This is a genomic window from Flavobacterium succinicans LMG 10402 (genome assembly GCF_000611675.1).
GTDB classification, from domain to species: domain Bacteria; phylum Bacteroidota; class Bacteroidia; order Flavobacteriales; family Flavobacteriaceae; genus Flavobacterium; species Flavobacterium succinicans.
On sequence record NZ_JATV01000004.1, the window covers coordinates 274,774 to 299,652 of the forward strand.

21 protein-coding genes are annotated in these 24,879 nt (G+C 35.6%); 19 read left to right on the forward strand and 2 right to left on the reverse strand.

Annotated elements, in window-relative coordinates:
* The first annotated feature begins 145 nt into the window (after positions 1–145).
* The 12 genes from AO58_RS0105140 (at position 146) to AO58_RS0105195 (ending at position 15,943) form a co-directional block, all read left to right on the forward strand.
* A complete protein-coding gene (locus AO58_RS0105140; protein ID WP_024980677.1) occupies positions 146–919 on the forward strand; it encodes a DUF3108 domain-containing protein in 774 nt (257 codons plus the stop codon).
* A 4-nt stretch (positions 920–923) separates the two neighbouring features.
* Positions 924–1,859: a tryptophan 2,3-dioxygenase family protein gene (locus AO58_RS0105145; protein ID WP_024980678.1), complete on the forward strand. Its 936-nt coding sequence runs from the start codon at positions 924–926 to the stop codon at positions 1,857–1,859.
* An 88-nt stretch (positions 1,860–1,947) separates the two neighbouring features.
* Positions 1,948–3,168 (forward strand): M23 family metallopeptidase, encoded by a 1,221-nt coding sequence (locus AO58_RS0105150; protein WP_024980679.1) that lies wholly within the window; start codon positions 1,948–1,950, stop codon positions 3,166–3,168.
* A gap of 120 nt (positions 3,169–3,288) precedes the next feature.
* The gene (pgi, locus tag AO58_RS0105155; RefSeq protein ID WP_024980680.1) at positions 3,289–4,938 is read left to right on the forward strand and encodes a glucose-6-phosphate isomerase; all 1,650 of its coding nucleotides are present in this window, start codon (positions 3,289–3,291) and stop codon (positions 4,936–4,938) included.
* Positions 4,939–5,290: 352 nt separating this feature from the next.
* A complete protein-coding gene (locus AO58_RS0105160) occupies positions 5,291–8,074 on the forward strand; it encodes a TonB-dependent receptor (RefSeq protein WP_024980681.1) in 2,784 nt (927 codons plus the stop codon).
* A 517-nt stretch (positions 8,075–8,591) separates the two neighbouring features.
* Positions 8,592–11,870 carry a TonB-dependent receptor gene (locus AO58_RS0105165; RefSeq protein WP_024980682.1) on the forward strand — a complete coding sequence of 1,093 codons (3,279 nt, stop codon included), beginning with the start codon at positions 8,592–8,594 and terminating at the stop codon, positions 11,868–11,870.
* Between the two features lie 100 nt (positions 11,871–11,970).
* Positions 11,971–12,393 (forward strand): hypothetical protein, encoded by a 423-nt coding sequence (locus AO58_RS0105170; protein WP_024980683.1) that lies wholly within the window; start codon positions 11,971–11,973, stop codon positions 12,391–12,393.
* 62 nt (positions 12,394–12,455) lie between these two features.
* A complete protein-coding gene (locus AO58_RS0105175; protein ID WP_024980684.1) occupies positions 12,456–12,935 on the forward strand; it encodes a septal ring lytic transglycosylase RlpA family protein in 480 nt (159 codons plus the stop codon).
* A 106-nt stretch (positions 12,936–13,041) separates the two neighbouring features.
* Positions 13,042–14,124 (forward strand): DNA polymerase IV, encoded by a 1,083-nt coding sequence (dinB, locus tag AO58_RS0105180; protein WP_024980685.1) that lies wholly within the window; start codon positions 13,042–13,044, stop codon positions 14,122–14,124.
* A gap of 90 nt (positions 14,125–14,214) precedes the next feature.
* A complete protein-coding gene (locus AO58_RS0105185; RefSeq protein ID WP_024980686.1) occupies positions 14,215–14,730 on the forward strand; it encodes a PAS domain-containing protein in 516 nt (171 codons plus the stop codon).
* Positions 14,731–14,806: 76 nt separating this feature from the next.
* Positions 14,807–15,001, forward strand: coding sequence for a hypothetical protein (locus tag AO58_RS0105190; RefSeq protein WP_024980687.1), 195 nt, complete (start codon positions 14,807–14,809; stop codon positions 14,999–15,001).
* Positions 15,002–15,043: 42 nt separating this feature from the next.
* Positions 15,044–15,943: a histone deacetylase family protein gene (locus tag AO58_RS0105195; protein WP_024980688.1), complete on the forward strand. Its 900-nt coding sequence runs from the start codon at positions 15,044–15,046 to the stop codon at positions 15,941–15,943.
* Positions 15,944–16,584: 641 nt separating this feature from the next.
* On the opposite strand, the gene AO58_RS0105205 is transcribed toward AO58_RS0105195, so the two are convergent.
* Together AO58_RS0105205 and AO58_RS0105210 are read right to left on the reverse strand one after the other, a co-directional pair.
* A complete protein-coding gene (locus tag AO58_RS0105205) occupies positions 16,585–17,040 on the reverse strand; it encodes an HRDC domain-containing protein (protein WP_024980690.1) in 456 nt (151 codons plus the stop codon).
* 11 nt (positions 17,041–17,051) lie between these two features.
* Positions 17,052–17,384, reverse strand: a complete 333-nt coding sequence (locus AO58_RS0105210; RefSeq protein WP_024980691.1) for a single-stranded DNA-binding protein — start codon at positions 17,382–17,384, stop codon at positions 17,052–17,054.
* A 212-nt stretch (positions 17,385–17,596) separates the two neighbouring features.
* Here AO58_RS0105210 and AO58_RS0105215 point away from each other — a divergent pair, with 212 nt between their 5' ends.
* The 7 genes from AO58_RS0105215 to AO58_RS0105240 all read left to right on the forward strand — a co-directional run bounded on the left by AO58_RS0105215 (position 17,597) and on the right by AO58_RS0105240 (position 24,863).
* A complete protein-coding gene (locus AO58_RS0105215) occupies positions 17,597–18,109 on the forward strand; it encodes a hypothetical protein (protein WP_024980692.1) in 513 nt (170 codons plus the stop codon).
* Positions 18,110–18,226: 117 nt separating this feature from the next.
* The gene (locus AO58_RS0105220; RefSeq protein ID WP_024980693.1) at positions 18,227–18,682 is read left to right on the forward strand and encodes a hypothetical protein; all 456 of its coding nucleotides are present in this window, start codon (positions 18,227–18,229) and stop codon (positions 18,680–18,682) included.
* A 99-nt stretch (positions 18,683–18,781) separates the two neighbouring features.
* A complete protein-coding gene (locus tag AO58_RS0105225; RefSeq protein ID WP_024980694.1) occupies positions 18,782–20,320 on the forward strand; it encodes a carbon-nitrogen hydrolase family protein in 1,539 nt (512 codons plus the stop codon).
* Between the two features lie 168 nt (positions 20,321–20,488).
* Positions 20,489–20,653, forward strand: coding sequence for a hypothetical protein (locus tag AO58_RS17960; RefSeq protein WP_155959409.1), 165 nt, complete (start codon positions 20,489–20,491; stop codon positions 20,651–20,653).
* A 347-nt stretch (positions 20,654–21,000) separates the two neighbouring features.
* Positions 21,001–21,348, forward strand: coding sequence for a hypothetical protein (locus tag AO58_RS0105230; protein ID WP_024980695.1), 348 nt, complete (start codon positions 21,001–21,003; stop codon positions 21,346–21,348).
* 20 nt (positions 21,349–21,368) lie between these two features.
* Complete coding sequence (locus tag AO58_RS0105235; protein WP_024980696.1) at positions 21,369–23,753, forward strand: M28 family peptidase; 2,385 nt, start codon at positions 21,369–21,371, stop codon at positions 23,751–23,753.
* A 360-nt stretch (positions 23,754–24,113) separates the two neighbouring features.
* Entirely contained in the window at positions 24,114–24,863 is a 750-nt protein-coding gene (locus AO58_RS0105240; RefSeq protein WP_051536611.1) for a transporter, read from the forward strand.
* The last annotated feature ends 16 nt before the right edge of the window (positions 24,864–24,879 follow it).

Genomic DNA, 24,879 nt, shown 5'->3' on the forward strand with positions numbered 1-24,879 from the left:
TGGGTATTATAAATTTCATAATTTATAGTTTTTTGGTTAGTTAATAGCATAAAAACTCAGTCATTAATTTGACTGGGTTTTTTTGTTTTAATACATTTGGGCTCATTTTTGCTAGAGAATCTCTTTAAAGCTCAAATTATACAAAATGAGAAAACTCCTCCTCCTTTTTTTATTGTTCTTTATTGTGAGTTTCAATTCTCAAAATTCTTCATCTTTCGAGGCTGGCGAGTGGTTTAAATTTAGGATACATTATGGTTTTGTCAATGCAGGTTATGCAACGCTCGAAGTTAAAGAAGCTACGATTGGTCAAAAACCTGTTTTTCATGTAATAGGCAAAGGATATACTACGGGAATGTCTCGTTTTTTCTTTAAAGTGGATGATTTGTACGAAAGTTATTTTGATAAATCAACGGGGTATCCGTACCAATTTGTTCGAAAAATTGATGAAGGAGGCTATACCAAAAATCAAGAAGGCTTTTTTAATCATTCAACTCAAAAGATACTGGTAAAGGATTATAAGCATAAAAGCGAAAAAACATTTTCTTTTCCAAAAGGCACACAAGACATTGTTTCTACCTTTTATTATCTTAGAAATTACCCTACGATAGATCAGTTAAAAGTTGGGGAATCTGTTGCAATTGACATGTTTTTTGATGACGAAACCACAAAGTTTAAGTTAAAATTCTTAGGCCGTGAAGATATTACCACTAAATTTGGCGTTATTTCGGCCATGATTTTTCGTCCTTTAGTACAATCGGGTCGCGTGTTCAAAGAGCAAGAAAGCTTAACCGTTTGGATTTCAAATGATAAAAATAAAATTCCTTTGCGCATTAAGGCTGAACTAGCCGTTGGAGCTATTAAAGCGGATTTGGATGCCTATAAAGGATTAAAACACCCATTTAAAGTTAAATCAAAATAAACGAATGATTATTTCAGAAAATACCACCACCCTTTTAGAAGAAATTGATCAAAAATTTAAAGCCATTCAACAAAAAACCGATACACATTTAGAGGGTTTGTTGTGGTCTAAGCCCATTACTTATTGGGATTATATACAAACGGATGCCTTGTTGAACTTACAAACGCAACGTACTACTTTGCCTGATGAAATGGTGTTTATTATGTACCATCAAGTCAATGAATTATTGTTCAAAATGATTCTTTGGGAAATGCAGCAAATTTCATATAATGAAAATATTCAAACCGCTTTTTTTACCGAAAGGTTAATGAGAATTAGTCGTTATTTTACCATGCTCACCACTTCATTTGATATTATGGGTGATGGAATGGAGGTAGAGCAATACATGAAATTTAGAAATACCTTGACGCCAGCAAGTGGTTTTCAAAGTGCTCAATATCGAATGATTGAATTCGCTTCGACTGATTTAATCAATTTAATTGATGCAAGGTTTAGAGCAACGATTGACCGAAACACGCCTTTTGAGCATGCTTTTGATCATTTGTATTGGCAAGCAGCGGGTAAGGATCACAAAACAGGCGAAAAATCATACTTGTTATCCGAGTTTGAAAGAAAATATAAAACTTCGTTTTTGGCACAAATGAAGGAGTACAACACCATCAACTTGTGGCAAAAATTCAAGCAATTACCTCTTGAAGATCAGCAAAATCCTGATTTGGTCAAAGCCATGCGCGAATATGATTTTACCGTGAATGTTACTTGGGTGATGCAGCACTTAAACACGGCCAAAAAGTATATCGAATCCAGTGGTCTTGGTGATGGAGAAGCTACAGGCGGGAGTGATTGGAAAAAATATATGCATCCAAAATACCAAAGAAGAATATTTTTTCCAGAATTATGGAGTGCTGAAGAATTGGCCAATTGGGGAGTAGAAAATTAATCGTATATTAGTAAATAATGAATTGCTTGGCAGTTACAAGGATTGTTAACAGTCCGATTTACAAATAATTGAAAAAATAATCATAACATTGAAACGTTTCGCAATACTTTTATTATGTGCACTTGCTTTTTTTTCCTGTGAAAAAAAAGATGAGGTTTGGTCTGAAATCAAAACAAAACCTATTCCTAAAAAAACAGAATTTGGGTTCAACTATGCTGATTTCAATGTGTTGAATGACACTTTAAAAAGTGGTGATACGTTTGGAACCATTCTTAAAAAACAAAATATCGGAAACAAAAAGGTTTTCGAAATTGTGGCGCAAATAAAAGACACCTTTAGCGTACGTTCTATTCGAAATAACAAACCATATACACTTATTCGTTCTAAGAAAAAGACCAAAGAGTTGATCGCATTTATCTATCAACCCGATGCGCGTCAATATTATGTAATCGACTTAAGAGACTCTATCGCAAAGGCCTATAAAAAAACAAAACCCATTACCATCAAACGCAGAACCATTGGTGGTGTGCTGAAAGGATCGCTTTCAGAAACCCTCGACACCTACAAAGTAGAAGGTGGATTGGCCTCGAGAATTGCTAAAATTTACGCTTGGTCCATTGACTTTTTTAAGTTAAAACGAGGCGATCGTTTTGCCATCACTTTTACGGAGCGATTTATTAACGATTCTATTTATGATGGTGTCGATAGCCTAGAAGCTTCTTTCTTTGAATACAAAGGGAAGATTATTTACGCTTTTCCATTTGTGGCCAATGCTAATTCTAATCGAATTGAATACTATAGTGAAGAAGGGAAGGGCTTGAAAAATTTCTTTTTGAAAACGCCAATTAAATTCAGTCGATTGACCTCTCGTTTTACCTCGAATCGCTTTCACCCGGTTCAATTACGATGGAAAGCGCACAAAGGAACCGATTATGCAGCGCCACATGGAACTCCAATTACCACAACGGCAGCAGGTGTAGTAGAACAAACCGGTTACACGGCTGGAAATGGTAATTTTGTAAAAGTAAAGCACAACGGTACTTACGCTACACAGTATTTGCACATGTCTCGAATTTTAGTTCGAAGAGGTCAGCGTGTAACGCAAGGACAACCGATAGGATTGGTGGGAAGTACAGGTTTGGCAACAGGCCCCCACGTGTGCTATCGTTTTTGGAAGAATGGTGTGCAAGTTGATCCATTACGCTTAAAATTGCCTAACGGAGAACCACTTACAGGTGCAACTAAAGACCGTTTCTTTAAGCAAATCAAGCCTTTAAAGTTTGAATTGGATAGCGTTGCGAATCTTTAAGTAGCAGGTATTTCAAGATAACGTTTTCGTAATTTATCTTGGCATTAAAGAAAGCTTAACAAGCTATTTAAAGTTAATTGCTTAATTTTACATGCATTAAAATGTATTAAATAAAAGCATATGGCCTTACATACAATCAATCCAACGACCACAGCGTCTTGGGAGAAATTACAAAAACATTTTTCGGAACAACAAACAGTTACACTTCAAGAATTGTTTCAAGCGGACAGCAATCGTACCGATAAATTTAACATCAATTGGAATGATTTTTTACTAGATTTTTCCAAAAACAATATCAACCAAGAAACGGTAGCTCTTTTACTTGAATTGGCTAAGGAATGTGGTTTAGAGACTGCTATTTCTGAGTATTTTGGTGGAGCATTGATCAACCAAACCGAAAACCGTGCCGTACTTCATACAGCATTACGTGCAAAATCAGATGCTGTAATAAACGTGGAAGGAGTAAATGTTATTCCAGAAGTGTATGAAGTGAAAGCCAAAATAAAATCCTTTACGAACGAAGTTGTTTCAGGAATCCGAAAAGGGTACACTGGAAAAACCTTCACAGATATCGTAAACATTGGTATTGGAGGTTCTGACCTTGGGCCAGTTATGGCGGTTGAAGCGTTACAATTTTATAAAAATCATCTCAAGGTTCATTTTGTATCTAATGTAGATGGAGATCATGCGAATGAGGTGATCAAAAAGTTAGATCCAGAAACTACTTTATTCGTAATTGTTTCAAAAACCTTTACTACACAAGAAACGTTGACCAATTCTGAAACTATCAGAAAATGGTTCTTGCAATCAGCGACACAAGAAGATGTGGCCAAGCATTTTGTTGCCGTGTCAACCAACTTACAAAAAGTTACGGAATTCGGAATCAATCCTGACAATGTTTTTCCAATGTGGGATTGGGTAGGAGGTCGTTTTTCTTTGTGGAGCGCGGTAGGTTTGTCTATCAGTTTAGCGGTAGGATATGACAACTACGAAGCATTGCTTGATGGTGCCCAAGATATGGACGAGCATTTTAAAAACACAACTTTCGAAAACAACATTCCTGTGATTTTAGGAATGCTAAGTGTTTGGTATAACAATTTTTATGGTGCCGAAAGTGAAGCTTTGATTCCGTACACACAATATTTACAAAAATTAGCCCCTTACTTGCAACAAGGAACGATGGAAAGTAATGGGAAAAGCGTAGGTCGCGATGGTAAACCTGTGAACTATCAAACGGGAACTATTATTTGGGGTGAGCCAGGAACGAATGCGCAACACGCCTTTTTTCAATTAATTCATCAAGGAACTAAATTGATTCCTTCTGACTTTATTGGTTTTGTAGAACCTTTGTATGGCGATTGGAACCATCACGATAAATTAATGTCCAATTTCTTCGCGCAAACAGAAGCGTTGATGAACGGAAAAACCGAAGCTCAAGTACAAGCTGAATTCGATAAACAAGGACTTTCAGCCGAAAAAGCAGCGGCATTATTACCATTCAAAGTATTTACAGGAAACAAACCTACCAATACTATTTTGATTCAAAAATTAACGCCAAAATCCCTTGGTGCTTTAATCGCAATGTATGAGCACAAGATTTTTGTACAAGGTGTGATCTGGAATATTTTCAGTTTTGACCAATGGGGAGTGGAATTAGGAAAACAATTGGCCAATTCAATTTTAGAAGAAATTGAAACGGAACAAGTGAAAAACCACGACAGTTCAACTTCATTTTTATTGAATCATTTTCTTAAGAATAAGAAGAAATAATACGAAATAAATTATTTTCAAAAGTCTCGACAGGTTTTCTGTTCGAGACTTTTTTTTTAATGCCATTATAAAAAATAAATCGAAAATCATTTTTTAGTTTTTTTTAAGAGTTCTGATTCCCAATTTTATATGTGAACCATAAAATAATTTGCATGAAAAAGTACTTGGTGGAATTTAGACTTAATTTTTGCTTCAATACGCTGTTAATTTAACATAAAACACTGGCAATGTATTAATAATACGTGTTTTAAGATAGTGTTAACTCTAGTTAATCTTAGCTTAACATTGCAACCCTTTTAATGGCTGAATTTTGCAAAAAATTAATTTTTAAAGAAAACAACACAAAAAAACAATGAAGGGAATTAAGAATTATGTGCTATTTTGCATGATGTTTTTTGCATTTTCAACGGCATTTTCACAAGGGAAAATTACAGGAAAAATTAAAGATAATGATGGTTCTTTACCAGGAGCTAACATTGTAATTAAAGGATCGCCAATAGGAACAACAACTGATTTTGATGGAAGTTTTGTTTTGACTACAACGGCAAGTACTGGGGAATTAGTTATTTCATTCCTTGGTTTTGAAACCAAGACTGTTCGTTTTTCAGTTTCCAATGGAGCTACTAAAGATATCGGAACGATTGTGTTAACTTCAAATTCTAATGAGCTAAAAGAAATTATCGTAAAAAGTTCCGTGATTGATGTAGCCAAAGACAGAAAAACACCAGTTGCGGTATCAACAATTAAAGCCGCTGAAATACAAGAGAAATTAGGATCTCAAGAATTTCCTGAAATTTTAGCCAACACACCTTCAGTATACACTACTAAAGCTGGTGGTGGGTTTGGAGATTCTCGAATCAATATTCGTGGATTTGATCAAAGAAATATCGCCGTAATGGTAAATGGTATGCCTATTAATGATATGGAAAATGGCGCAGTTTACTGGAGTAACTGGGCAGGTTTGTCTGATGTAACTTCGGCCATGCAAGTGCAAAGAGGTTTAGGGTCTTCTAAATTGGCCATCTCTTCGGTTGGAGGAACTATAAATGTAGTAACTAGAACTTCAGACATGAAAGAAGGAGGGTCTTTGTTTACAGGATTTGGTAATGATCTATACTTGAAATCAACGGCTAGTTATTCTACTGGGGTATTGGAAAATGGTTTATCGGCTTCTGTATTGTTTAGTCGTACTTCTGGAGATGGTTATGTGGATGGAACAAAATTTGAAGGGTATAATTATTTTGTGGGTTTAGGTTATAAAACCGCTAATAAAAAACATGATTTTCAATTTACTTTTACAGGAGCGCCTCAATGGCACAACAAGAGAAATACAGCACCTACTATTGGAAGCTACTTAAAATATGGTGCAAACGGGCAACCGGATATTAAATACAATTCTGATTGGGGATACTTAAATGGTGAGGAATTTAGTTTTAGTACCAACTATTATCATAAACCTGTAATGTCTGTTAACTGGGATTATGACATTAACGAGACCACTAAAATGTCCGCGGTAGTTTATGGGTCTTTTGGACGTGGTGGTGGAACCAATGGTACAGGTGCCATTGCAGGAAACAGACAATTTCATGATGCGTTGAGAACGCCAGATGGACTAATTAATGTAGATTTAATCCAAGCGTACAATTCAGGTCAAACTGTAACTATTGGAGGAAAAACGTATACAAGAGCGCAAGTAAATGGTGCTTATGAAAGTAATAGTTCAACGGCTAATAATGCTACCAACGGAATTAGCCAAATTTCTAATATTAATTCACACAACTGGTACGGTGGAGTAGTGAATTTGAATAAGAAATTGTCGAAAAATTTCACGCTAGATTTTGGGGTAGATGCAAGAGCTTACCGAGGAATGCATTACCAAACACTTTCTAACTTGTTGGGGTCTGATAGATATGCTGATAATAGCAATGTAAATAATGTGAACGCTTCTGGAGTTCAAATTCCTAATTTAATTTATAATACAGTTTCAACTAAACCAAGTTGGAATCCATTTTATAGTGAAAGTAACCAACCAAAACTTGGTTTCAATAATGATGGATTGGTGAAATGGTATGGCGCTTTTACGCAATTAGAATACAGTAATGATAATTTGACGGCTTTTGTTCAAGGAGCTGTTTCGCAACAAGGATTTAGAAGAGACGACTACTTTAAATATAGTTCATCTTCTGATTTATCTTCTACAGCTTATGAAAATATTTTAGGTGGAAATGTTAAAGGGGGAGCCAATTATAATATCAATGAGCAACATAATGTATTTGTAAATGCAGGATATTATTCGAAACAACCTTTCTTTAATGCCGTTTACCCAAACAATGCTTCTTTAGTTAATGACAATCTAACCAATGAAAAAGTTGTTGGATTGGAAGCTGGTTATGGTTTTCGTTCTCGATTTTTTAATGCCAATGTAAATGTGTATCATACTACTTGGAAAGATAGATATCAAAGAGCTTCAGATCAAGCTATTGATAATCAAGGAGGTTATTATGATTTCTCAGGAATTACACAAGTACACACAGGTTTTGAGTTAGAAGCCAATGCAAGAGTGACACCAAAACTAAAAGTAAATGGTATGTTCTCTATTGGAGATTGGAAATATGACGGGAATAGTGAAAGCAGACGATTTGATATCTCCAATAACCCTATTGGTGGTGGATCAACAAGTACTTTGTATTTGGATGGTGTAAAAGTTGGTGATGCCGCACAATTGACTGCTTCTATCGGAGCGACCTATGAAGTGCTTGATAGACTATTTGTGGACGCCAACTACAGACATTCAGACCGTTTATATGCTTCTATTTCTCCAGACAAGTTTACACTAGCAGATAACAAAGGATCATTGCAATTGCCTTCTTACGGTTTGTTGGATATGGGAGTGTCTTATAAATTATTAGTTGGAAAACATAATGACAAATCATTCAATTTTAGATTGAATGTAAACAATGTTTTAGATAAAACGTACATTGCTGAATCCAGAACCAATATTTTTGCTAATGACATTGCTTCAGGCGGAAAAACCTATGAAGAATTAGGTAGAACCTATCAAGGTGTAGCCGATGGAAACCAAGTGTTCTTTGGTTTTGGTAGAACTTGGAATTTTAGTTTACGCTACAATTTCTAATACACCGTTTTATATTTTCAAACCACCTCACACGAGGTGGTTTTTTTATGCTTTATTTTTTTGTTTATCATAGGGTGCTGTTTATATAATTGGTAGACAAGGGTAATAGTAAAATGGATAGAGCGTTTTTTATTGTGTTTTACTAAATAATAGTAAGGTTTGGTTGTTGTATTTTTTGTAAAAATTAACAGATAGTAAGTAGGTAAAAACATGATTTTGCCTTGAGTTAAAATTTATTTTGTAAAAAATTTACTCTTTATTTATGTTTTATTTAAGGTTAGGAGAGGCTTTTGGCTATTTTTTAGGCTAATAAAGCCTTTTTAAATGTTATGATTTTAACAAAAATGTATTTTTTGAATAAAAAACATGTGTTATTTTTTATTTTTTAACGCAATCAGCATAATAAAGCCAATTGTCTGTAAATTAGGAAGCCATGGGACTTATGTTAACGTTAAGTTAACATAAGATAATGTTAAAAGTTGGAATTTTGCTAAAAATCAAAACCAAATAAAAAAGCATGAAAAATTCAATTAAGTTATTTTTATTACTTGCATTTTTTGTATTTTCAGTTCCTTCTATTTATGGACAAGGAAATACAACATCTTCAATTAATGGTGTAGTTTTTGATGACGAGAAACAACCTCAAGCGTTACCAGGAGCTACAATCTTAGCAGTGCATACCCCTTCGGGTACTCGCTACAGTGCGACAACAGATTACACTGGGAATTTCAGAATATCAAATATGAGAGTTGGAGGTCCTTATGAAATTACTATTTCATTTATTGGATTTAGACCTTATGTTGATAAAGATGTTGTTTTGCAATTGGGTGAATCCAAAAGCATTAAAGTTCGTTTAATTAGTGAGACTAATGAGCTTAAAGAAGTGGTTGTTAAAGCTTCAAGAGATAATACGTTCAATTCTAAGAAAACAGGCTCTCAAACAGTTGTAGATTCTAGAAAAATTAGTGCTTTGCCATCGCTTTCTAGAAATATTTCTGATTTTGCGAGATTGACCCCACAAGCTCAGGTTAGAGGAGATGATGTTCTTTCTATTGGTGGTCAAAACAATCGTTTTAATGCTATTTATATTGATGGGGCAGTAAGTAATGATGTTTTTGGACTTGCAGCAAATGGAACAAATGGTGGTCAAACAGGAGTAAGTCCTATTTCTATTGATGCTATTGATCAGTTTCAAGTAAGTGTTTCTCCATTCGATGTTAAGCTTTCTGGATTTGCCGGTGGAGCTATTAGTGCAATCACAAGATCAGGAACTAATAATTTTGAAGGATCAGCTTATTTCTTAAATAGAGATGAGAATTTAGCAGCAAAAACTCCACCCTCTTTAGCAGGAGCAGCGGGAAGAAAAAAATTAGCTGATTTTTCTGCTCAAACTTATGGTATTAGAGCAGGTGGTGCAATCTTAAAAGATAAATTATTTTATTTTGTAAACTACGAAAGACAAGATAATGAGACACCACAACCTTTTGACATTTCAACTTATACAGGATCAATAGGTGGTTCTCCATTTAATCCTCAAACTGCTTTAGCTAATATTGAATTATTGAAAGCCAAATTAGCTAAAGACTATGGTTATGACCCAGGGTCTTATACTAATAATGTTAGAACATTAATCAGTGATAAAATTATTGCTAAATTAGATTGGAACATTAATGATAATCATAAATTGTCTTTAAAGCATAGTTTGGTTAAGGCTGAAAACTTTTCACCTAATAGATCCTCGGCTACAGCTATTAATTTCATTAATGGTAGTCAACTTTTTAAATCAACTACAAATTCAACTTCATTAGAACTTAGTTCAAGATTCGGAAATAAATTCTCAAACAACTTAGTTGTGGCTTATACTGGCGTTCGTGATGATCGTGATGCATCAGGCTCTCCTTTTCCAACTGTTCAAATTGAAGATGGTCCAGGAAGTATTTTCTTTGGGGCTGAAGGTTTTTCAACGGCTAATTTGTTGAATCAAGATGTTTTAACCATTACGGATAATTTTGAAATACAATCTGGTATTAATACAATAACAATTGGTACACATAATGAGTTTTCAAAATCAAAAAATGTATTTTTTGGAAATAATTTTGGTTCATATAGATTTGCAAACTTTAATGCATTCATGACCAATGGTAGATCAAATAGATACAATATGAATTATTCTTTAATTGGAGGTGAAGGTGATGCGTCTCTTGGAGCTGCAGAATTTGGCGCTAAACAATTTGGATTTTATGTTCAAAATGATATGAAGCTATCTGATAATTTTAGAGTAAATTTCGGTATTAGAGTTGATATGCCGGTCTGGGAAGATGGTTTGGTTAATAATGACTTTAACACACGTACAGTTGGATTGTTGCAAGCAGCTGGTAAAGATTTAAAAGGTGCTAGAGTAGGTCAAGCTATCAATAATACCGCTCACTTTGCTCCACGTTTAGGATTTAATTATGATGTTAAGGGGAATAAATCAACTCAAATTAGAGGAGGTTTAGGTGTGTTTACATCAAGATTGCCTTTGGTTTGGCCTGGTGGAACCTACAACAACAACGGAATTTCTCAAGGTTCAGTTCCACAATTGACTCCTGCTCAATTACCTGTATTTAATCCTAATCCAAGTGTGAATAGTCAACTTACTGGTTTGCCAACGTCTATTCCAAGACCAGGTTCTGGAGGTAGAGGGGGAAATATTGATTTATTTGCTAAGGATTTTAAATTGCCACAAGTTTTTAAAGCAAGTTTTGCAGTGGATCAAAAACTTCCTTTAGGTTTCGTTTTAAGTTCTGAAATTACTTACAATGATAATATATCAGCAGTACAATACCAAAATTTAAATATAAAGGCTGCGTCAAGTAATTTAACAGGAGCAGATACAAGACCACGTTATAACGGTACAAGTAGAGTAGATCCAATTTATACTGGGATTTATTTAGCCTCTAATACAAAAGAAGGTATGGCTTATAATTATTCTTTTACCTTAGCTAAGACCTTTAGATCAGATTTTATAGATGGTAGCATTTCAGGAACTTACTCATATGGTAAATCTACAGTTATAATGGATGCGACATCTTCTCAGAACGTTTCTCAATGGGAGTTTACAGAAACAGTAAATGGAGCTAATTTTCCAACCATTTCAAGATCAGATTTTGATCAAGGTAGAAGAGTTGTTGTTAATGGTACCGCTACTTTTAAGTGGTCTAAATTTACAAAAACAACAATTGGTGCTTTCTATGAAGGAGCGCAAGGAACTCCATTTAGTTATGTTTACAATGACAGTGGTCGATTATTACAAGATACATTTCGTAATTCTGCATTAATCTTTGTTCCTGCTAAAAAAAGTGACATTAATTTAGTTACTGTTCCAAATAATACCTTAACTCCAGATCAACAGTGGGAGGCATTAAGCGCTTTTATTGAAGGTAATGAATACCTAAGAAGTAGAAAAGGTAATTACGCAGAAAGAAATGCTGATCGTTTGAAAACAAGTCATATTGTAGATTTAAAAATCACCCAAGATTTCACAATTAATGTTGGTAACAAGAAACACTCTTTGGCTTTCACTGCTGATATCTTTAACTTTACTAACTTGTTAAATAAAAACTGGGGAAAACGTTATTTTGTAAGTAATGATCAAGTGTTGTTATTACAACAAGTTAGTTTCTTAACAGGAACAAACACACCAACATTCAATTATAACCCTACTGTCGCAAACAATATTAATCAAGTTGATGATGTTGGTCTTAACTCATCAAGATGGCAAATTCAAACAGGAGTTCGTTATACTTTTAACTAATCTCTGAGATTTAATTTTTTAAAAACCCTCATTCAAAATGAAATGAGGGTTTTTTTTTACCCCATTTTTTCTTATATTTGACATTCAAAAACAATATTCTATGTACGAATTTATACAAAAGTTTCATTCTGGTTGGGCCTATTTGGTGTTGTTAATTTTAGTGTTTGCTGTGGTGAATGCTATAGTGGGATTCACTTCAAAAAAAGCATTTACCGCTAAAGATCGTAAAATTGCTTTATTTGCACTTATTTTTACTCATGTTCAATTTCTAATCGGGCTTATACTCTATTTCATTTCCCCTTTTGGTTTAAAAGTTTTCGGGCAAATGGCAGACAAAGCATTACGATTGACCTCTTTAGAGCATCCTTTAATCAATATCATTGCCATTGTTTTGATTACCATTGGTTGGTCTAAACATAAAAAACTTACCGATGCATCTGCACAGTTTAAAACATTTGCTGTGTTTTACGGCTTGGGTTTACTCCTAATTTTAAGTAGGATACCTTGGGCTTTGTGGCTTTAATTTTTAAAACAACTGAAGCGATTCAGTACGTTTTAAATTAGTATTAATTTAAATGAGTTTACATGAAAAAATTATTAGCCGTTCTCTTCGTATTTGCTTTAATTCTTTTTGGATATAGCCAAAACAATACGAAAGAGAAAGTATCCAGTACTAAAGACAGCATTAAAAAAGAAAAAATAAATCCTTTATTGACCGGTTTGTTAAAAGATTCTTTGTTTGATCCTACAGTTAAGTATGTGTTGTACAAAAAGAATGGTCATGCTTCGTATTATGCTGATAAGTTTCATGGTCGTAAAACGGCAAGTGGTCAGCGTTTTGATATGCATAAATTGACAGCTGCTCATAAAAAAATTGCTTTTGGAACCAAAATTAGAGTAACCAATGAATCCAATGGAAAATCGGTTATTGTTGAAGTGAATGATAGAGGGCCATTTGTAAAATCAAGAGAAATTGATTTATCTAAAAAAGCATTTATGGCTATTGCCTCCTCTAAAGCTGCTGGATCTATGAAAGTAACTATTGAAACTATTATCAAAAAATAGTTATATTATATGGCATTAAAATTAAGGTAACCTAGGATTTAAAATTCTAGGTTTTTTTGTGGTTGCTAGTGACGCTCTCTTTTCATTAGAATAAAATATTTCAAGCATGGACACAAGTTTTTCAACACGTAAAATTATTCATATTGACATGGATGCTTTTTATGCTTCCGTGGAGCAAATGGATAATCCAGCGTTGCAAGGAAAGCCAATTGCAGTCGGTGGTAACGAAAATAGAGGTGTCGTTTCAGCAGCGAGTTATGAGGCTCGTAAATTTGGTGTTCGTAGTGCTTTAAGCGGCGTATTGGCCAAAAAATATTGTCCCGATTTAATTTTCGTACCTCCACGTTTTGATCGATATAAAGAAATTTCCAAACAAATACAGGCCATTTTTTATGATTATACAGATCTGGTAGAACCTCTTTCTTTAGATGAAGCCTACTTGGATGTAACGGTAAATAAAAAAGGAAATCCAAGTGCGACTTTAATTGCTTCAGAAATTCGTGCTAGAATTTTATCCGAAGTTGGTTTGACAGCTTCAGCCGGAATTTCAATTAACAAGTTCATCGCAAAGGTAGCTAGTGACTACAATAAACCTAATGGTCAAAAAACAGTTAGTGGTGCTGATATCATTCCTTTTTTAGAAAACTTACCGATTCATAAATTTTATGGAGTAGGTAAAGTAACTACCGACAAAATGTATCAATTAGGAATATTTACAGGTTTAGATTTAAAAAATAAAACGCTCCCTTTTTTAGAAGATCATTTTGGTAAATCAGGTAGTTATTATTTTAATGTCGTTCGGGGTATTCATGATAGTCCAGTGCAATCCTCTCGTGTAACCAAATCTGTTGCAGCAGAGCATACGTTTGATGTGAATCTATCCTCTGAAATTTTTATGGTAGAGAAATTGAAAAGTATTGCCTTACAATTAGAGAAACGACTGCGGAAGTCCAATATATCTGGTAAGACTGTGACCTTAAAAATAAAATACAGTGATTTTTCGCAACAGACCAGAAGTAAAACGTTACCTTATTTTGTTTCAGATCAAAATTTGATTTTAGATATTAGTAAGGAACTTTTGTATCAAGAGCGTTTAAAAGATTCTGTTCGACTGCTTGGTATTGCGTTAAGTAACCTTAATACGGAACAGAAAAAGGCCGTATCTATACAATTACAGTTTGATTTTTAATATTGTACAAGCCTCAACAAGAGTTAAATGCACTAATTTGTAGCCATACGTTTTAAAAATCAACTATTTTTGGAGTCTAATACAGTTATTATGGTACATATTAAACACTACGAAAACGCAAAAGCTAGGTACTTTAGTACTTTAGATTTAAAAGTAACTTCGATGGTTTCAATGAGTTTTCATGGAGAGTTTATAGAAACCGTTAAAAATTCTTTTACTGATTTTAATCGATTACAACGTATTTTACCCAAAAATACAGAGGTAGTTGCTACGGAAATGTTGAGAGACTCACTTTTAGAAGATGTTGTTATTCTGACTAATGACAAATTAGAGATAGTTTTTGCTTCCAACAATCTTTTGAAAATGAATGGTTATACCGAAAAGGAAGTACTTGGAAATAGTCCCAAAATGTTTCATGGAGCGAAAACAAACATGAAAACCTCTAGAGAAATACGTGAAAAAATCAATAATCGTCTCCCCTTTGAGTCAAAAGTAATCAATTATAAAAAAAATGGTAAAACCTATGACTGCTTAATCAAAAGTTATCCAATTTTTGATGCCAAAGGAAAATTGACTCATTTTATTGCTTTAGAAAAAGCCTTTTAATTTTTTCGTTAAAATTTATTTAGAATTAATAAAAACAAAGTATCTTTGTCGGTGAATTTTAGTCTACCACACCAACATGAGTAAGAAAGACAAAGAAAAGGACAAGAAAAAAGGCAAAAAAGAAAAGAAAGACCAAAAGAAGAAAGCGCTTTTGGCTAAAATCAAAGTTGCCGAAAACTGCAAGTCAAAATGTTGCGGAAAATACGAGAAAGGCGAAAACAAACGTTGCGGCCGTTGTCCTATGTTTGATTTGATTAAAAAAGTAGCGTAATTCTAAAATTGCTACTACATTGCACACTCAACTGAGTGTTTTATGTTTTTTATTGCCAACCATCCCATTTATAAACATCCACTACCAGAAGGACATCGTTTTCCGATGCTCAAATACGAACTGCTTCCTAAGCAGTTACTCCACGAAGGTACAGCAGAACCTACTGATTTTTATTCCCCTGAACCTATTGATTTATCTTTAGTTCATGCTGTGCATACACCAACTTATGTTAAGGCTCTAACCGAATTGACTTTTGATGCCAAAGCCATTCGTAGTATCGGATTTCCACTTTCTGCAGCGTTGGTCGAGCGAGAGTTGCGTATTGCACAAGGCACAGTTGTAGGTTGTAATCACGCCCTGGAACACGGTATTGCTTTTAACATTGCTGGTGGAACTCATCACGCATTCTCGAATCGTGGAGAGGCTTTTTGCTTACTCAACGATCAAGCGATTGCAGCTCAGTATCTCATCAATCAGAAGAAGTGCCATAAAATCCTCATTGTAGATCTCGATGTACATCAAGGCAATGGCACAGCAGAAATCTTTCGAGATAATACGGAAGTCATTACTTTTTCAATGCATGGTCAAAGCAATTATCCTTTTCGAAAAGAAATTTCAGATTACGATATCCCTTTGCCAGACAAGACAGATGATTCAACTTATTTGGCCATTCTACAAGAAACACTTCCAGAATTACTCAGCCTCCATCGTCCCGATTTTGTTTTTTACTTAGCGGGTGTGGATATTTTGGGTACGGACAAATTAGGGAAATTAGGGTGTACTTTAGAAGGATGTAAAGCTCGAGATAGCTATGTTTTAGGCCTTTGTAAATCTTTGGGTATTCCTGTACAAGTGAGTATGGGTGGCGGTTATTCTCCTGCGATTAAAACCATAATTGAGGCTCATGCTAATACGTATCGAGTAGCGAGAGGGTTGTATTAATTTGCTGAGAATTTTAAAACATATAAGGCATTGAAGTTTTGATTAAAGCTTTTTTGAATCATATAAGGCAAATAAGAGCATATAAGTTTTGGTATAGCATACAACAATTGCACTACTTTTGCTTTGTGAGTCTTAGTGGCTTCTTCGTGTTGCTTTGTGGTAAAAAAATTAACCGCAAGGACGCAAAGGCGCAAAGTTTTAAATAATTAATTCTTTAAATTGTGTGAAATCTTTGTCTAAAGTTTAACCGCAAAGGTCACAAGGAAAGCGCAAGGTTCGCAAAGGAATAAATCATATAAAGTGTTTAAGAACATTTAAGTTCCATTAAAAATCCGTTACATCCGTTTTATCCGCGGCATCCGTGGCCAATAATTAACCACAAAGTTCACAAAGCAAGCGCAAGATTCGCATAGTAATAAATCAAATAAGGACATTTAAGTTCCATTAAAAATCCGTTGCATCCGTTTTATCCGCGACATCCGTGGCCAATAATTAACCACAAAGTTCAAAAAACACATAATATTAAACCATAAAAGGCATCAAGAACACTCAAGCTTTTGTTCAGCCTTTTATGTCCTTAAATGCCTTCTATGGTTTTGAAAAATTCCGTGCTTATAGAAAACTCAAATGGCTTATATATTTTAAATTAATTCTTCCTGGTTTAGATGTATGTTTTCTAATAGCTGAATGATTTCATCCGCATACTGTTGCGTTCGTTTTTCTCCAAATCCCTTAATCCATTGAAAATCGGATAGGGCTTGTGGATGTTGCACCGCTATTTGAATCAGATGGCTGTTGTGACAGACTACAAAAGGTTTCACGCCATTCGTTTTGGCTTTTTCGTTGCGCCATTTTTTCAAGTGTTCAAACCTATCGATTTGGTCTTGGGTTAGGTCGGTGAGTGACGCTTTCTCCTGAGACGCAAGATTGATTTTTTCTTTATAGTGCAACAAAACCGACCAATAACTCGCATCGGATTCGATGAAATGAGTATCGGATTGTACCAATTCTACCGAGGCGATAAAATCATTAAGTTGTTGCTGGTCGTGCGCCAAATGAGGAGCATCTACCCGAACGGAAAATACCTGTACATTCATAGCTCCGGATTTTATTTGCCCATCAAAAGGATTTCATTCACTATCACTTCAGTGATGTAGCGTTTCTCCCCGTTCTTGTCTTCGTAACTGCGGTGAGTGAGTTTGCCTTCGATGGCTACTTCCTTGCCTTTGGTCACGTATTTCTCAATGATGTCGGCTGTTTTTCCCCAGGCACTTACTTTGTGCCATTCGGTTTGTTCTACTTTGTCTCCTTTGTCGTTGCGGTAAGTGTCGTTGGTAGCGATAGTAAGATTGGCTACTTTTTTACCTCCGTCGAAGGTTTTGATTTCAGGTTCGTTTCCTACGTGACCGATTAATTGTACTCTGTTTTTCATTGCATTCATGGCGTGTAAATTTAAAAGTTAGGCATATAATTAAAATGTTCGTGTCGGATGAGCAACAAGGTCGTTGTTTCATTTCGACAGGGCAAAGATGCGGTGCCGATTGATAATTAGTCGGTTGCATCCCATTTACTTTCGGTTGTAATTGTTTGTAACCGTTTGTAAATGGAAATTTTTGAGTATATTTGGGAGAATTACATTATAAATAAAACAATATGAAAGTAAAAACATTCTGGATAATACTGATAAAGATTTTAGGATTGTCACTATTTTTTTCACTATTAACGGTGGTTCCTCAATTTTTTTCAACTCTTCAAGTTACACTTGATGAGAGGGATGAAAACCTTCTTGAGATGTTTTTATTTTTATTTTTTATCTTATTAATCTATTTGTTGATTACACGACTTTTTGTTTTTAAACCAGAATGGTTAATAGAGAAACTGAAACTTGAAAAGAACCTTGAGGAAAAGATTGATTTGAATATAAAAGCATCAACAATACTAAATATTTCAATTGCTGTAATTGGAGGATTAATGTTGGCTGGAAGCATACCAATGTTTTGTTCAACTCTTTTCGAATTTTTCAGACAAGATGTTTTGTTTATAGAGTTCGAAAATTCAAAATGGATTGTTGCTTATTTTTTGAAATCACTGATAGGTTATCTGCTTTTTACAAATAGTAAATCTGTAACAAAATTTATTTTTAAACAAGCTGACGAAACTGATTAGACATAGATTGCCAAAGCAATTAGATAGTATTGCTTTATGAAAGTAAATTTAATTTATTGAATTTTAATTTGATATGATTTTACAAATCAGAAGTAATTATCAAAAAACTATATAAAATTGAAACTAATATTTTTACAACTCTTTTTAATCTTAATCTTAATTTCTTGTAAAAATGATACAAGTAAGATTGTTATTGATGAAGACTTTTGCCGAGAACAATTAGAGATTAGTATTGATGAGAATAAATACATAATTGATTATGAGGGTGATTATTTAGAGGTAGTAACCGAGAGCATCATTAATTATAAGCCAAAAGTTGAACGTAAATCTTTTAAATTGACTCCCGCCGAAAAGAAAAAAATGTTTTCAAATGCGTATCAACTAATCACTTTACAAGAATACACTATTTCTACGAAAACTTGCTTTGCAGGACAGAATTTCACTTTGCGTTTAGTTTGCAATAATAAAGCTTTAGAGTTTCATCATTCTTCCGTAGCTAACTGGTCAAAAATATCTAAGGAAACAAAAGCAATTTTTTCAATTCTAAATTCTAAAGTTAAAGTAAAAGAATAAATAGATTCATCTCAAAATAGAATGAATAAAGTAACCTTTTCAAAATTAAACTCCGTGTCATAAAAACCAATTCACTAACCCCCTAAAACCCCACTACAAATGCAAACCAAAATCAAAAAAGTAGAATTGCGCAATTTGGCGTTTGAGGATTATAAACAACTCAAGAACTCGATGGTGGAATCCTATCCCGAAATGGCCGATTCCTATTGGCGTTCCGAGGATATCGAGCGATTATTGGCTATTTTTCCCGAAGGACAGTTGGTGATTTTGGCCGATGGAAAAGTGGTGGGTTCGGCCTTGTCGTTGATTGTAGACGAAAAATTGGTCGACAAACGCCATAATTATTTGGAGGTCGTGGGCAATTATTCGTTTTCGACCCACAATCCGTTTGGGGAGATTTTGTATGGCATCGATGTGTTTATTCATCCCAATTATCGCGGCTTGCGATTGGGACGCCGTTTGTATGACGCTCGCAAAGAATTGTGCGAACAACTCAACCTCAAATCCATTGTTTTTGCGGGACGAATTCCCAATTACGGGCAGTATGCCGATAAAATGTCGCCAAAAAAATACATCGACAAAATCAAAAGCAAACAACTGCACGACCCCGTATTGTCGTTTCAGTTGAGCAACGATTTTCACGTGTTGCGCGTCATCAAAAATTATTTAGTAGGCGACGAAGATTCGAAAGAATTTGCCGTTTTGCTCGAATGGAACAACATTTATTATGACGAAAGTCCCAAGCTCATCAACACCGAAAAATCGGTGATTCGGCTAGGGCTTATTCAGTGGCAAATGCGCTCGCTCTCCAATCTCGACGCCTTGTTTGAACAATCCGAATTTTTTATCGATGTGGTTTCGGGTTATGGTTGCGATTTTGCGTTGTTCCCAGAACTGTTCACCGCGCCTTTGATGGCCGACTACAATCACCTCACCGAGGCCGAAGCCATACGCGAATTAGCCAAATATTCAGACCCAATTCGCAAGCGGTTTCAGGAGTTTGCCATTTCGTACAACATCAATATCATCACCGGAAGTATGCCGTATTTAGAAGGCGGGAATTTGTATAATGTTGGTTTCTTGTGCAAGCGCGACGGGACTTCTGAAATGTATGCCAAAATTCACGTTACGCCCAACGAGGTGCAGCATTGGGGAATGAAAGGGGGCTCCGAAATCAAAACCTTTGATACCGATTGCGGGAAAATAGGCGTGATGATTTGCTACGATGTCGAATTCCCAGAACTCTCCCGATTAATGGCCGACGAAGGGATGAACATCTTGTTTGTGCCCTTCCTGACCGATACGCAAAACGCCTACACCCGAGTCAAACATTGTTCCCAAGCCCGAGCCATCGAAAACGAGTGTTTTGTCGCCATAGCGGGATGTGTGGGGAATTTGCCCAAGGTCAACAATATGGATATTCAGTATGCGCAATCGGCGGTGTTTACGCCCTCGGATTTTGCGTTTCCGAGCAACGGCATCAAAGCCGAAGCCACGCCCAACACCGAGATGACACTGATTGTCGACGTCGATTTGGATTTGCTCAAAGAGCTGCACGAACACGGCAGTGTCCGTATCCTCAAAGACCGAAGAACCGATTTGTACGAAATAAAAAAGATAAAAAACGGAGAAAAATAGTGAAGGGGATTATATAGGAACAGGCACAAAAGGCTTTTCAGGAAACATCGTCCCGCTATCCGCTATATCTTTTTTCCTAAACCTGACAGGTTTCAAAAACCTGTCAGGTCTAGAAAAAAAGGATGCCGCTCCTATCGGGGTTAAAGAGTAACAAGGGGGATTTTTGGAATGAGAAGTTTGATTTTCTGTGAAGTAGACCTACAAGGTTTTGAAAACCTCTCAGGTCGAGTAGTGCTAGAACAAGTTTTTGTCACTGGATTTCCTGCAAGGTTTTTTTCAAACCTAGTAGGTAGGGTTAGTAGCAAGAAACGATTGATGAATGATTATGAATAATCAATTGCGTCTCGCTTTAGCGAGATGATATGATTGTAAATTATAGATAGGCTTTAGCCAAAATGTACTATGATTTTGGCTAAAGCCCAATACAAAACGAAATGTAAAGAATGGGCTAAAGCCTATTCCTATTCAAATTTCGCAATAAAATAGTAGGTATAAATTAAGAAACCAAAACAAACACAAAACCCTGTTTCCTCTTTAGCCCTGATGGGAGGGAATATCCTTTTTTGACCCGATTTTTCTCGGGGCAAAAAAGATAGGAAGGACAGCAGGAACCAATGCTAATAAATAAAGCCTTTTGCTGGGCTCCAAATAGATAGAATTATAACTTAAATCGTATACGAATGAAAACCTGCCTAGAATGTGGAGAAAAAATTGTAGGTCGCGAGGACAAGAAATTTTGTAGTGATAGCTGCCGAAATGCGTATAACAACAAAATCAATAAAGATAGCACCAATTATATGCGTAACATTAACAATAAGTTGCGCAAAAATTACCGAATTTTGTCAGAATTAAATGTAGAAGGTAAATCCAAAACTACCCGTGCCAAGTTGATGAGCAAGGGTTTTGATTTTGAATTTTTTACTTCTATCTTGCACACTAAAACAGGAAATACCTACTATTTCTTGTATGACCAAGGTTATATGATTTTGGAAAATGACTATTATATGCTAGTCAAAAAAGATATTTAAAATACCACATCCCCATTGCTATGAAAAAATATGTTTCTTTACTTTCAGTTTTTGTCCTTTTGCTCGTGTTGGCAGCAGGCTATTTTTTACAAATGCCGCAAACCATCGACTATGAGGACCAAAATCTAGCCAATTTTTCGACCAAACGTGCTTTTAAAACCGTTGAGAATCTTACGAAAGAACCGCATTATGTAGGTTCTGCCAACCACGATGTAGTGGCGATGCAGCTAGTTCGTGAGCTAAATTTGATGGGGATTAAAACTCAGGTACAAGAAGGCTACACAATGAGCGACTGGGGAAATCTGGTACAGTCTAAAAATATTATTGGGCGCATCAAAGGAACGAATTCTAAAAAAGCGTTGTTGCTGCTGTCGCATTACGATAGTGCGCCGCATTCTTTTTCACACGGAGCAAGTGATGATGCTTCGGGTGTAGCTACGATTATTGAAGGCGTTCGTGCTTTTTTGCATACTAAGAAAACGCATAAAAACGATATCATTATTGTTTTTTCGGATGCAGAAGAATTGGGACTAAACGGAGCTGCTTTGTTTGTTACCCAACATCCTTGGGCAAAAGAAGTAGGTTTGGCACTCAATTTTGAAGCGCGTGGCTCTTCGGGACCGAGTTATATGTTGATGGAAACCAACAAGGGGAATGCTGGTTTGGTGAACGAATTTTCAAAAGCAGGCGTGACCTATCCTGTTTCGAATTCGTTGATGTATAGTATTTACAAAATGTTGCCTAACGACACGGACTTAACCGTTTTTAGAGAAAAAGGCAACATTCAGGGATTGAATTTTGCGTTTATCGACGACCATTACAATTACCACACTCAGCAGGATGACGCGCAGCATTTGGCCAAAAACACTTTGGCGCATCAAGGCCGTTATTTAGTGCCTTTGTTGACGTATTTTTCGAATGCTAATTTGGACGCCGTGCAAGCTGCCGAAGATGAGGTGTATTTTACGATTCCGTTTACATTTATCAGTTATCCTTTTTCTTGGGTACTACCTATGACAATTATTGCGGGAGTGTTTTTTGTGTTTTTCTTGTTCATTGGCAAAGCCAAACGCATTTTTACTTTCAGAGAATTGTTCAAAGGATTGATTCCGTTTTTGGGTGCTTTGGGAATTGCGGGTGGATTGACGTATTTTGGTTGGAAAGGATTGCTTTGGGCGTATCCTCAATACAACGATTTGCTCAACGGATTTACCTACAATGGTCACGATTATATAGCGGCTTTTGTAGTGTTGAGTTTGTCGATTTGTTTCTTGATGTACCATTGGTTATCGGCCAAAAAAGTGACAATGAACCATTATGTGATGGTATTGTTAGTTTGGATGGTCATTAATGGATTTATTGCGAACTCGCTAACGGGTGCTGGATTTTTGATTATCCCAGTTTATTTTGGTTTGATTGCTTTTGGGGCGTTTGTCCTAACGCAACGTTCGAATTGGGTACTGAATTTAATTTGTGGGATTCCTGCGGTGTTACTTTTGGCGCCGTTCATTCAAATGTTCCCAGTTGGGTTGGGCTTAAAGATTCTTTTTGGAAGCGCAATTTTGACCGTTCTCACTTTTGGATTGTTGTTGCCTGTTTTTGGCGCATTCAATCGAAAAGGAAGTTGGGCTTTGGGATTGTTTGTGTTGTCGTTGTTGTTTTTTGCCAAAGGCCATTATAATTCGGATTATGAAGCAGGAAAAGCAAAATCCAATAGTTTGGTGTACTTGTATAATGCAGATACTGACCAAGCGTTTTGGGTGACGTATGATGTGAATCTAGATGACTGGACGAAAACCTACTTAGGAGCCAACCCTAAGAGCGCTAAGCCACTTAACGATATGCCTTTGTTTAGCAAATACAATTCTGGATTTACTTATGCCGCAACAACGGATGTAGTGGGTGTAAAGAAACCTTTAGTTGTATTTACAAAAGATAGTCTTGCAGGTAATTTGCGACACATTCAAATTAAAATTATACCCAATCGAAAAGTCAACCGCTATGATATTTTTGCCAATGAGGCGATGACTTTTTACAATTTTAGAGCCAATGGTGCGAGAAATCTAGGCGATACCAGTTCAATGTTAGAACGAAAAGGCAAGAAATTATTGAGTTATTACGTGGTCAACAATGCGCCTTTGGTGTTGGATTTTAGTATTAATGCTTCGGCGGTAATTGATATGGAATTATTAGAATCTTCTTTGGATTTACTACAAAATCCATTGTTCAACATCAAACCAAGAGACAATTGGATGATGCCTACACCTTTTGTCTTGAATGATGCGGTAGTCATTCGTAAAAAAATTAAAAAAGGCCAACAAAGTATTCCTAAAGAGCTTGTAGTTCCTACTGCTGTTGATTCTTTGGCTACGGCAAAAGATAGTTTGCTAGTGCCAAAAAGATAAAATTCTAACCTAAAATTTTGAATAACACCCTATTTCATTTTTGGAATAGGGTGTTTTTGTTTGCTAATTCTAGTAATTTATTTTCTTTTTAATTAATTGATTTTTAGTTTTTTAGTACCTTTAAAATCGATTAGGTAAAAGCAAAAGAGTTATTTCAAAAAGTAAAACGTCTTTACCTGATGCTTGTCTTTTAAGTTCAAGCAATTGAATATTGAATTTTTGTAATTTTTCGAATAAAAAAATTAAGAATTAAGCTATAAAAAGCTAATTAATACTATTATTTTTTAATACTTTAGTAATAATTTTTTTAATAAGACAAATATGAAAAAAGCGACTCTATTACTATTTAGTTTTTTGCTAATGAATACTCTTTCTGCGCAAAATGAAACAGAAGAATTAGCCAAAAAATTAGCCAATCCGATAGCTTCTTTAATTTCACTGCCGCTGCAAAACAATATTGATTATGGCATTGGAAATTTGAAAGGTTCACGCTATACGTTGAACATTCAGCCTGTAATTCCCATGAGTCTTTCCAATGACTTGAACCTCATTACAAGGGTCATTGTGCCCATTGTTTCTCAATACAATATTTCAGGAATGGGCAATCACGAATCAGGATTGTCCGATGTGGTGGCTAGTGCTTTTTTTTCACCAAAAAACTCTAAAAATGGATTTACTTGGGGCGCTGGTCCTGTTGTCTTGTTGCCCACAGGTAGCAACGATTTTTTGACGGCCAAAAAATTTGGCGTAGGCCCAACGGTTGTGGCACTCAAGCAAATGGGCGGTTGGACGTATGGTGCGTTAATTAATCAGATTTGGAGTGTGTCGGGGGATGAAAAGCGTACTGATGTGAACCAAATGTATGTGAATCCCTTTGTTTCATTTAACTGGAAATCTGGCGCTGGTGTTACGGCGCAATTGGAATGGACTGAGAGTTGGTCAAATAAAACGACCACGCTGTATTTTGAACCTGTTTTCTCTGCAATCACCGCCTTTGGCAAACAAAAAATCAGTTTTGCCGTTGGGCCAAGAATCAATATCTCGGCTCCTGATTATGCTGAAAGTCGATTTGGATTGAGAGCCTCTATGGTATTGTTGTTCCCTAAATAAATTTCTTCACATATAA

Excerpts from the sequence above, each read along its gene's own strand:
- AO58_RS0105140 (WP_024980677.1), top strand. The coding sequence starts at position 146 with ATGAGAAAACTCCTCCTCCTTTTTTTATTGTTCTTTATTGTGAGTTTC.
- AO58_RS0105145 (WP_024980678.1), top strand. The coding sequence starts at position 924 with ATGATTATTTCAGAAAATACCACCACCCTTTTAGAAGAAATTGATCAA.
- pgi (WP_024980680.1), top strand. The coding sequence starts at position 3,289 with ATGGCCTTACATACAATCAATCCAACGACCACAGCGTCTTGGGAGAAA.
- AO58_RS0105160 (WP_024980681.1), top strand. The coding sequence starts at position 5,291 with ATGAAGGGAATTAAGAATTATGTGCTATTTTGCATGATGTTTTTTGCA.
- AO58_RS0105165 (WP_024980682.1), top strand. The coding sequence starts at position 8,592 with ATGAAAAATTCAATTAAGTTATTTTTATTACTTGCATTTTTTGTATTT.
- AO58_RS0105170 (WP_024980683.1), top strand. The coding sequence starts at position 11,971 with ATGTACGAATTTATACAAAAGTTTCATTCTGGTTGGGCCTATTTGGTG.
- AO58_RS0105175 (WP_024980684.1), top strand. The coding sequence starts at position 12,456 with ATGAAAAAATTATTAGCCGTTCTCTTCGTATTTGCTTTAATTCTTTTT.
- dinB (WP_024980685.1), top strand. The coding sequence starts at position 13,042 with ATGGACACAAGTTTTTCAACACGTAAAATTATTCATATTGACATGGAT.
- AO58_RS0105185 (WP_024980686.1), top strand. The coding sequence starts at position 14,215 with ATGGTACATATTAAACACTACGAAAACGCAAAAGCTAGGTACTTTAGT.
- AO58_RS0105190 (WP_024980687.1), top strand. The coding sequence starts at position 14,807 with ATGAGTAAGAAAGACAAAGAAAAGGACAAGAAAAAAGGCAAAAAAGAA.
- AO58_RS0105195 (WP_024980688.1), top strand. The coding sequence starts at position 15,044 with ATGTTTTTTATTGCCAACCATCCCATTTATAAACATCCACTACCAGAA.
- AO58_RS0105205 (WP_024980690.1), bottom strand. The coding sequence starts at position 17,040 with ATGAATGTACAGGTATTTTCCGTTCGGGTAGATGCTCCTCATTTGGCG.
- AO58_RS0105210 (WP_024980691.1), bottom strand. The coding sequence starts at position 17,384 with ATGAATGCAATGAAAAACAGAGTACAATTAATCGGTCACGTAGGAAAC.
- AO58_RS0105215 (WP_024980692.1), top strand. The coding sequence starts at position 17,597 with ATGAAAGTAAAAACATTCTGGATAATACTGATAAAGATTTTAGGATTG.
- AO58_RS0105225 (WP_024980694.1), top strand. The coding sequence starts at position 18,782 with ATGCAAACCAAAATCAAAAAAGTAGAATTGCGCAATTTGGCGTTTGAG.
- AO58_RS17960 (WP_155959409.1), top strand. The coding sequence starts at position 20,489 with ATGAGAAGTTTGATTTTCTGTGAAGTAGACCTACAAGGTTTTGAAAAC.
- AO58_RS0105230 (WP_024980695.1), top strand. The coding sequence starts at position 21,001 with ATGAAAACCTGCCTAGAATGTGGAGAAAAAATTGTAGGTCGCGAGGAC.
- AO58_RS0105235 (WP_024980696.1), top strand. The coding sequence starts at position 21,369 with ATGAAAAAATATGTTTCTTTACTTTCAGTTTTTGTCCTTTTGCTCGTG.
- AO58_RS0105240 (WP_051536611.1), top strand. The coding sequence starts at position 24,114 with ATGAATACTCTTTCTGCGCAAAATGAAACAGAAGAATTAGCCAAAAAA.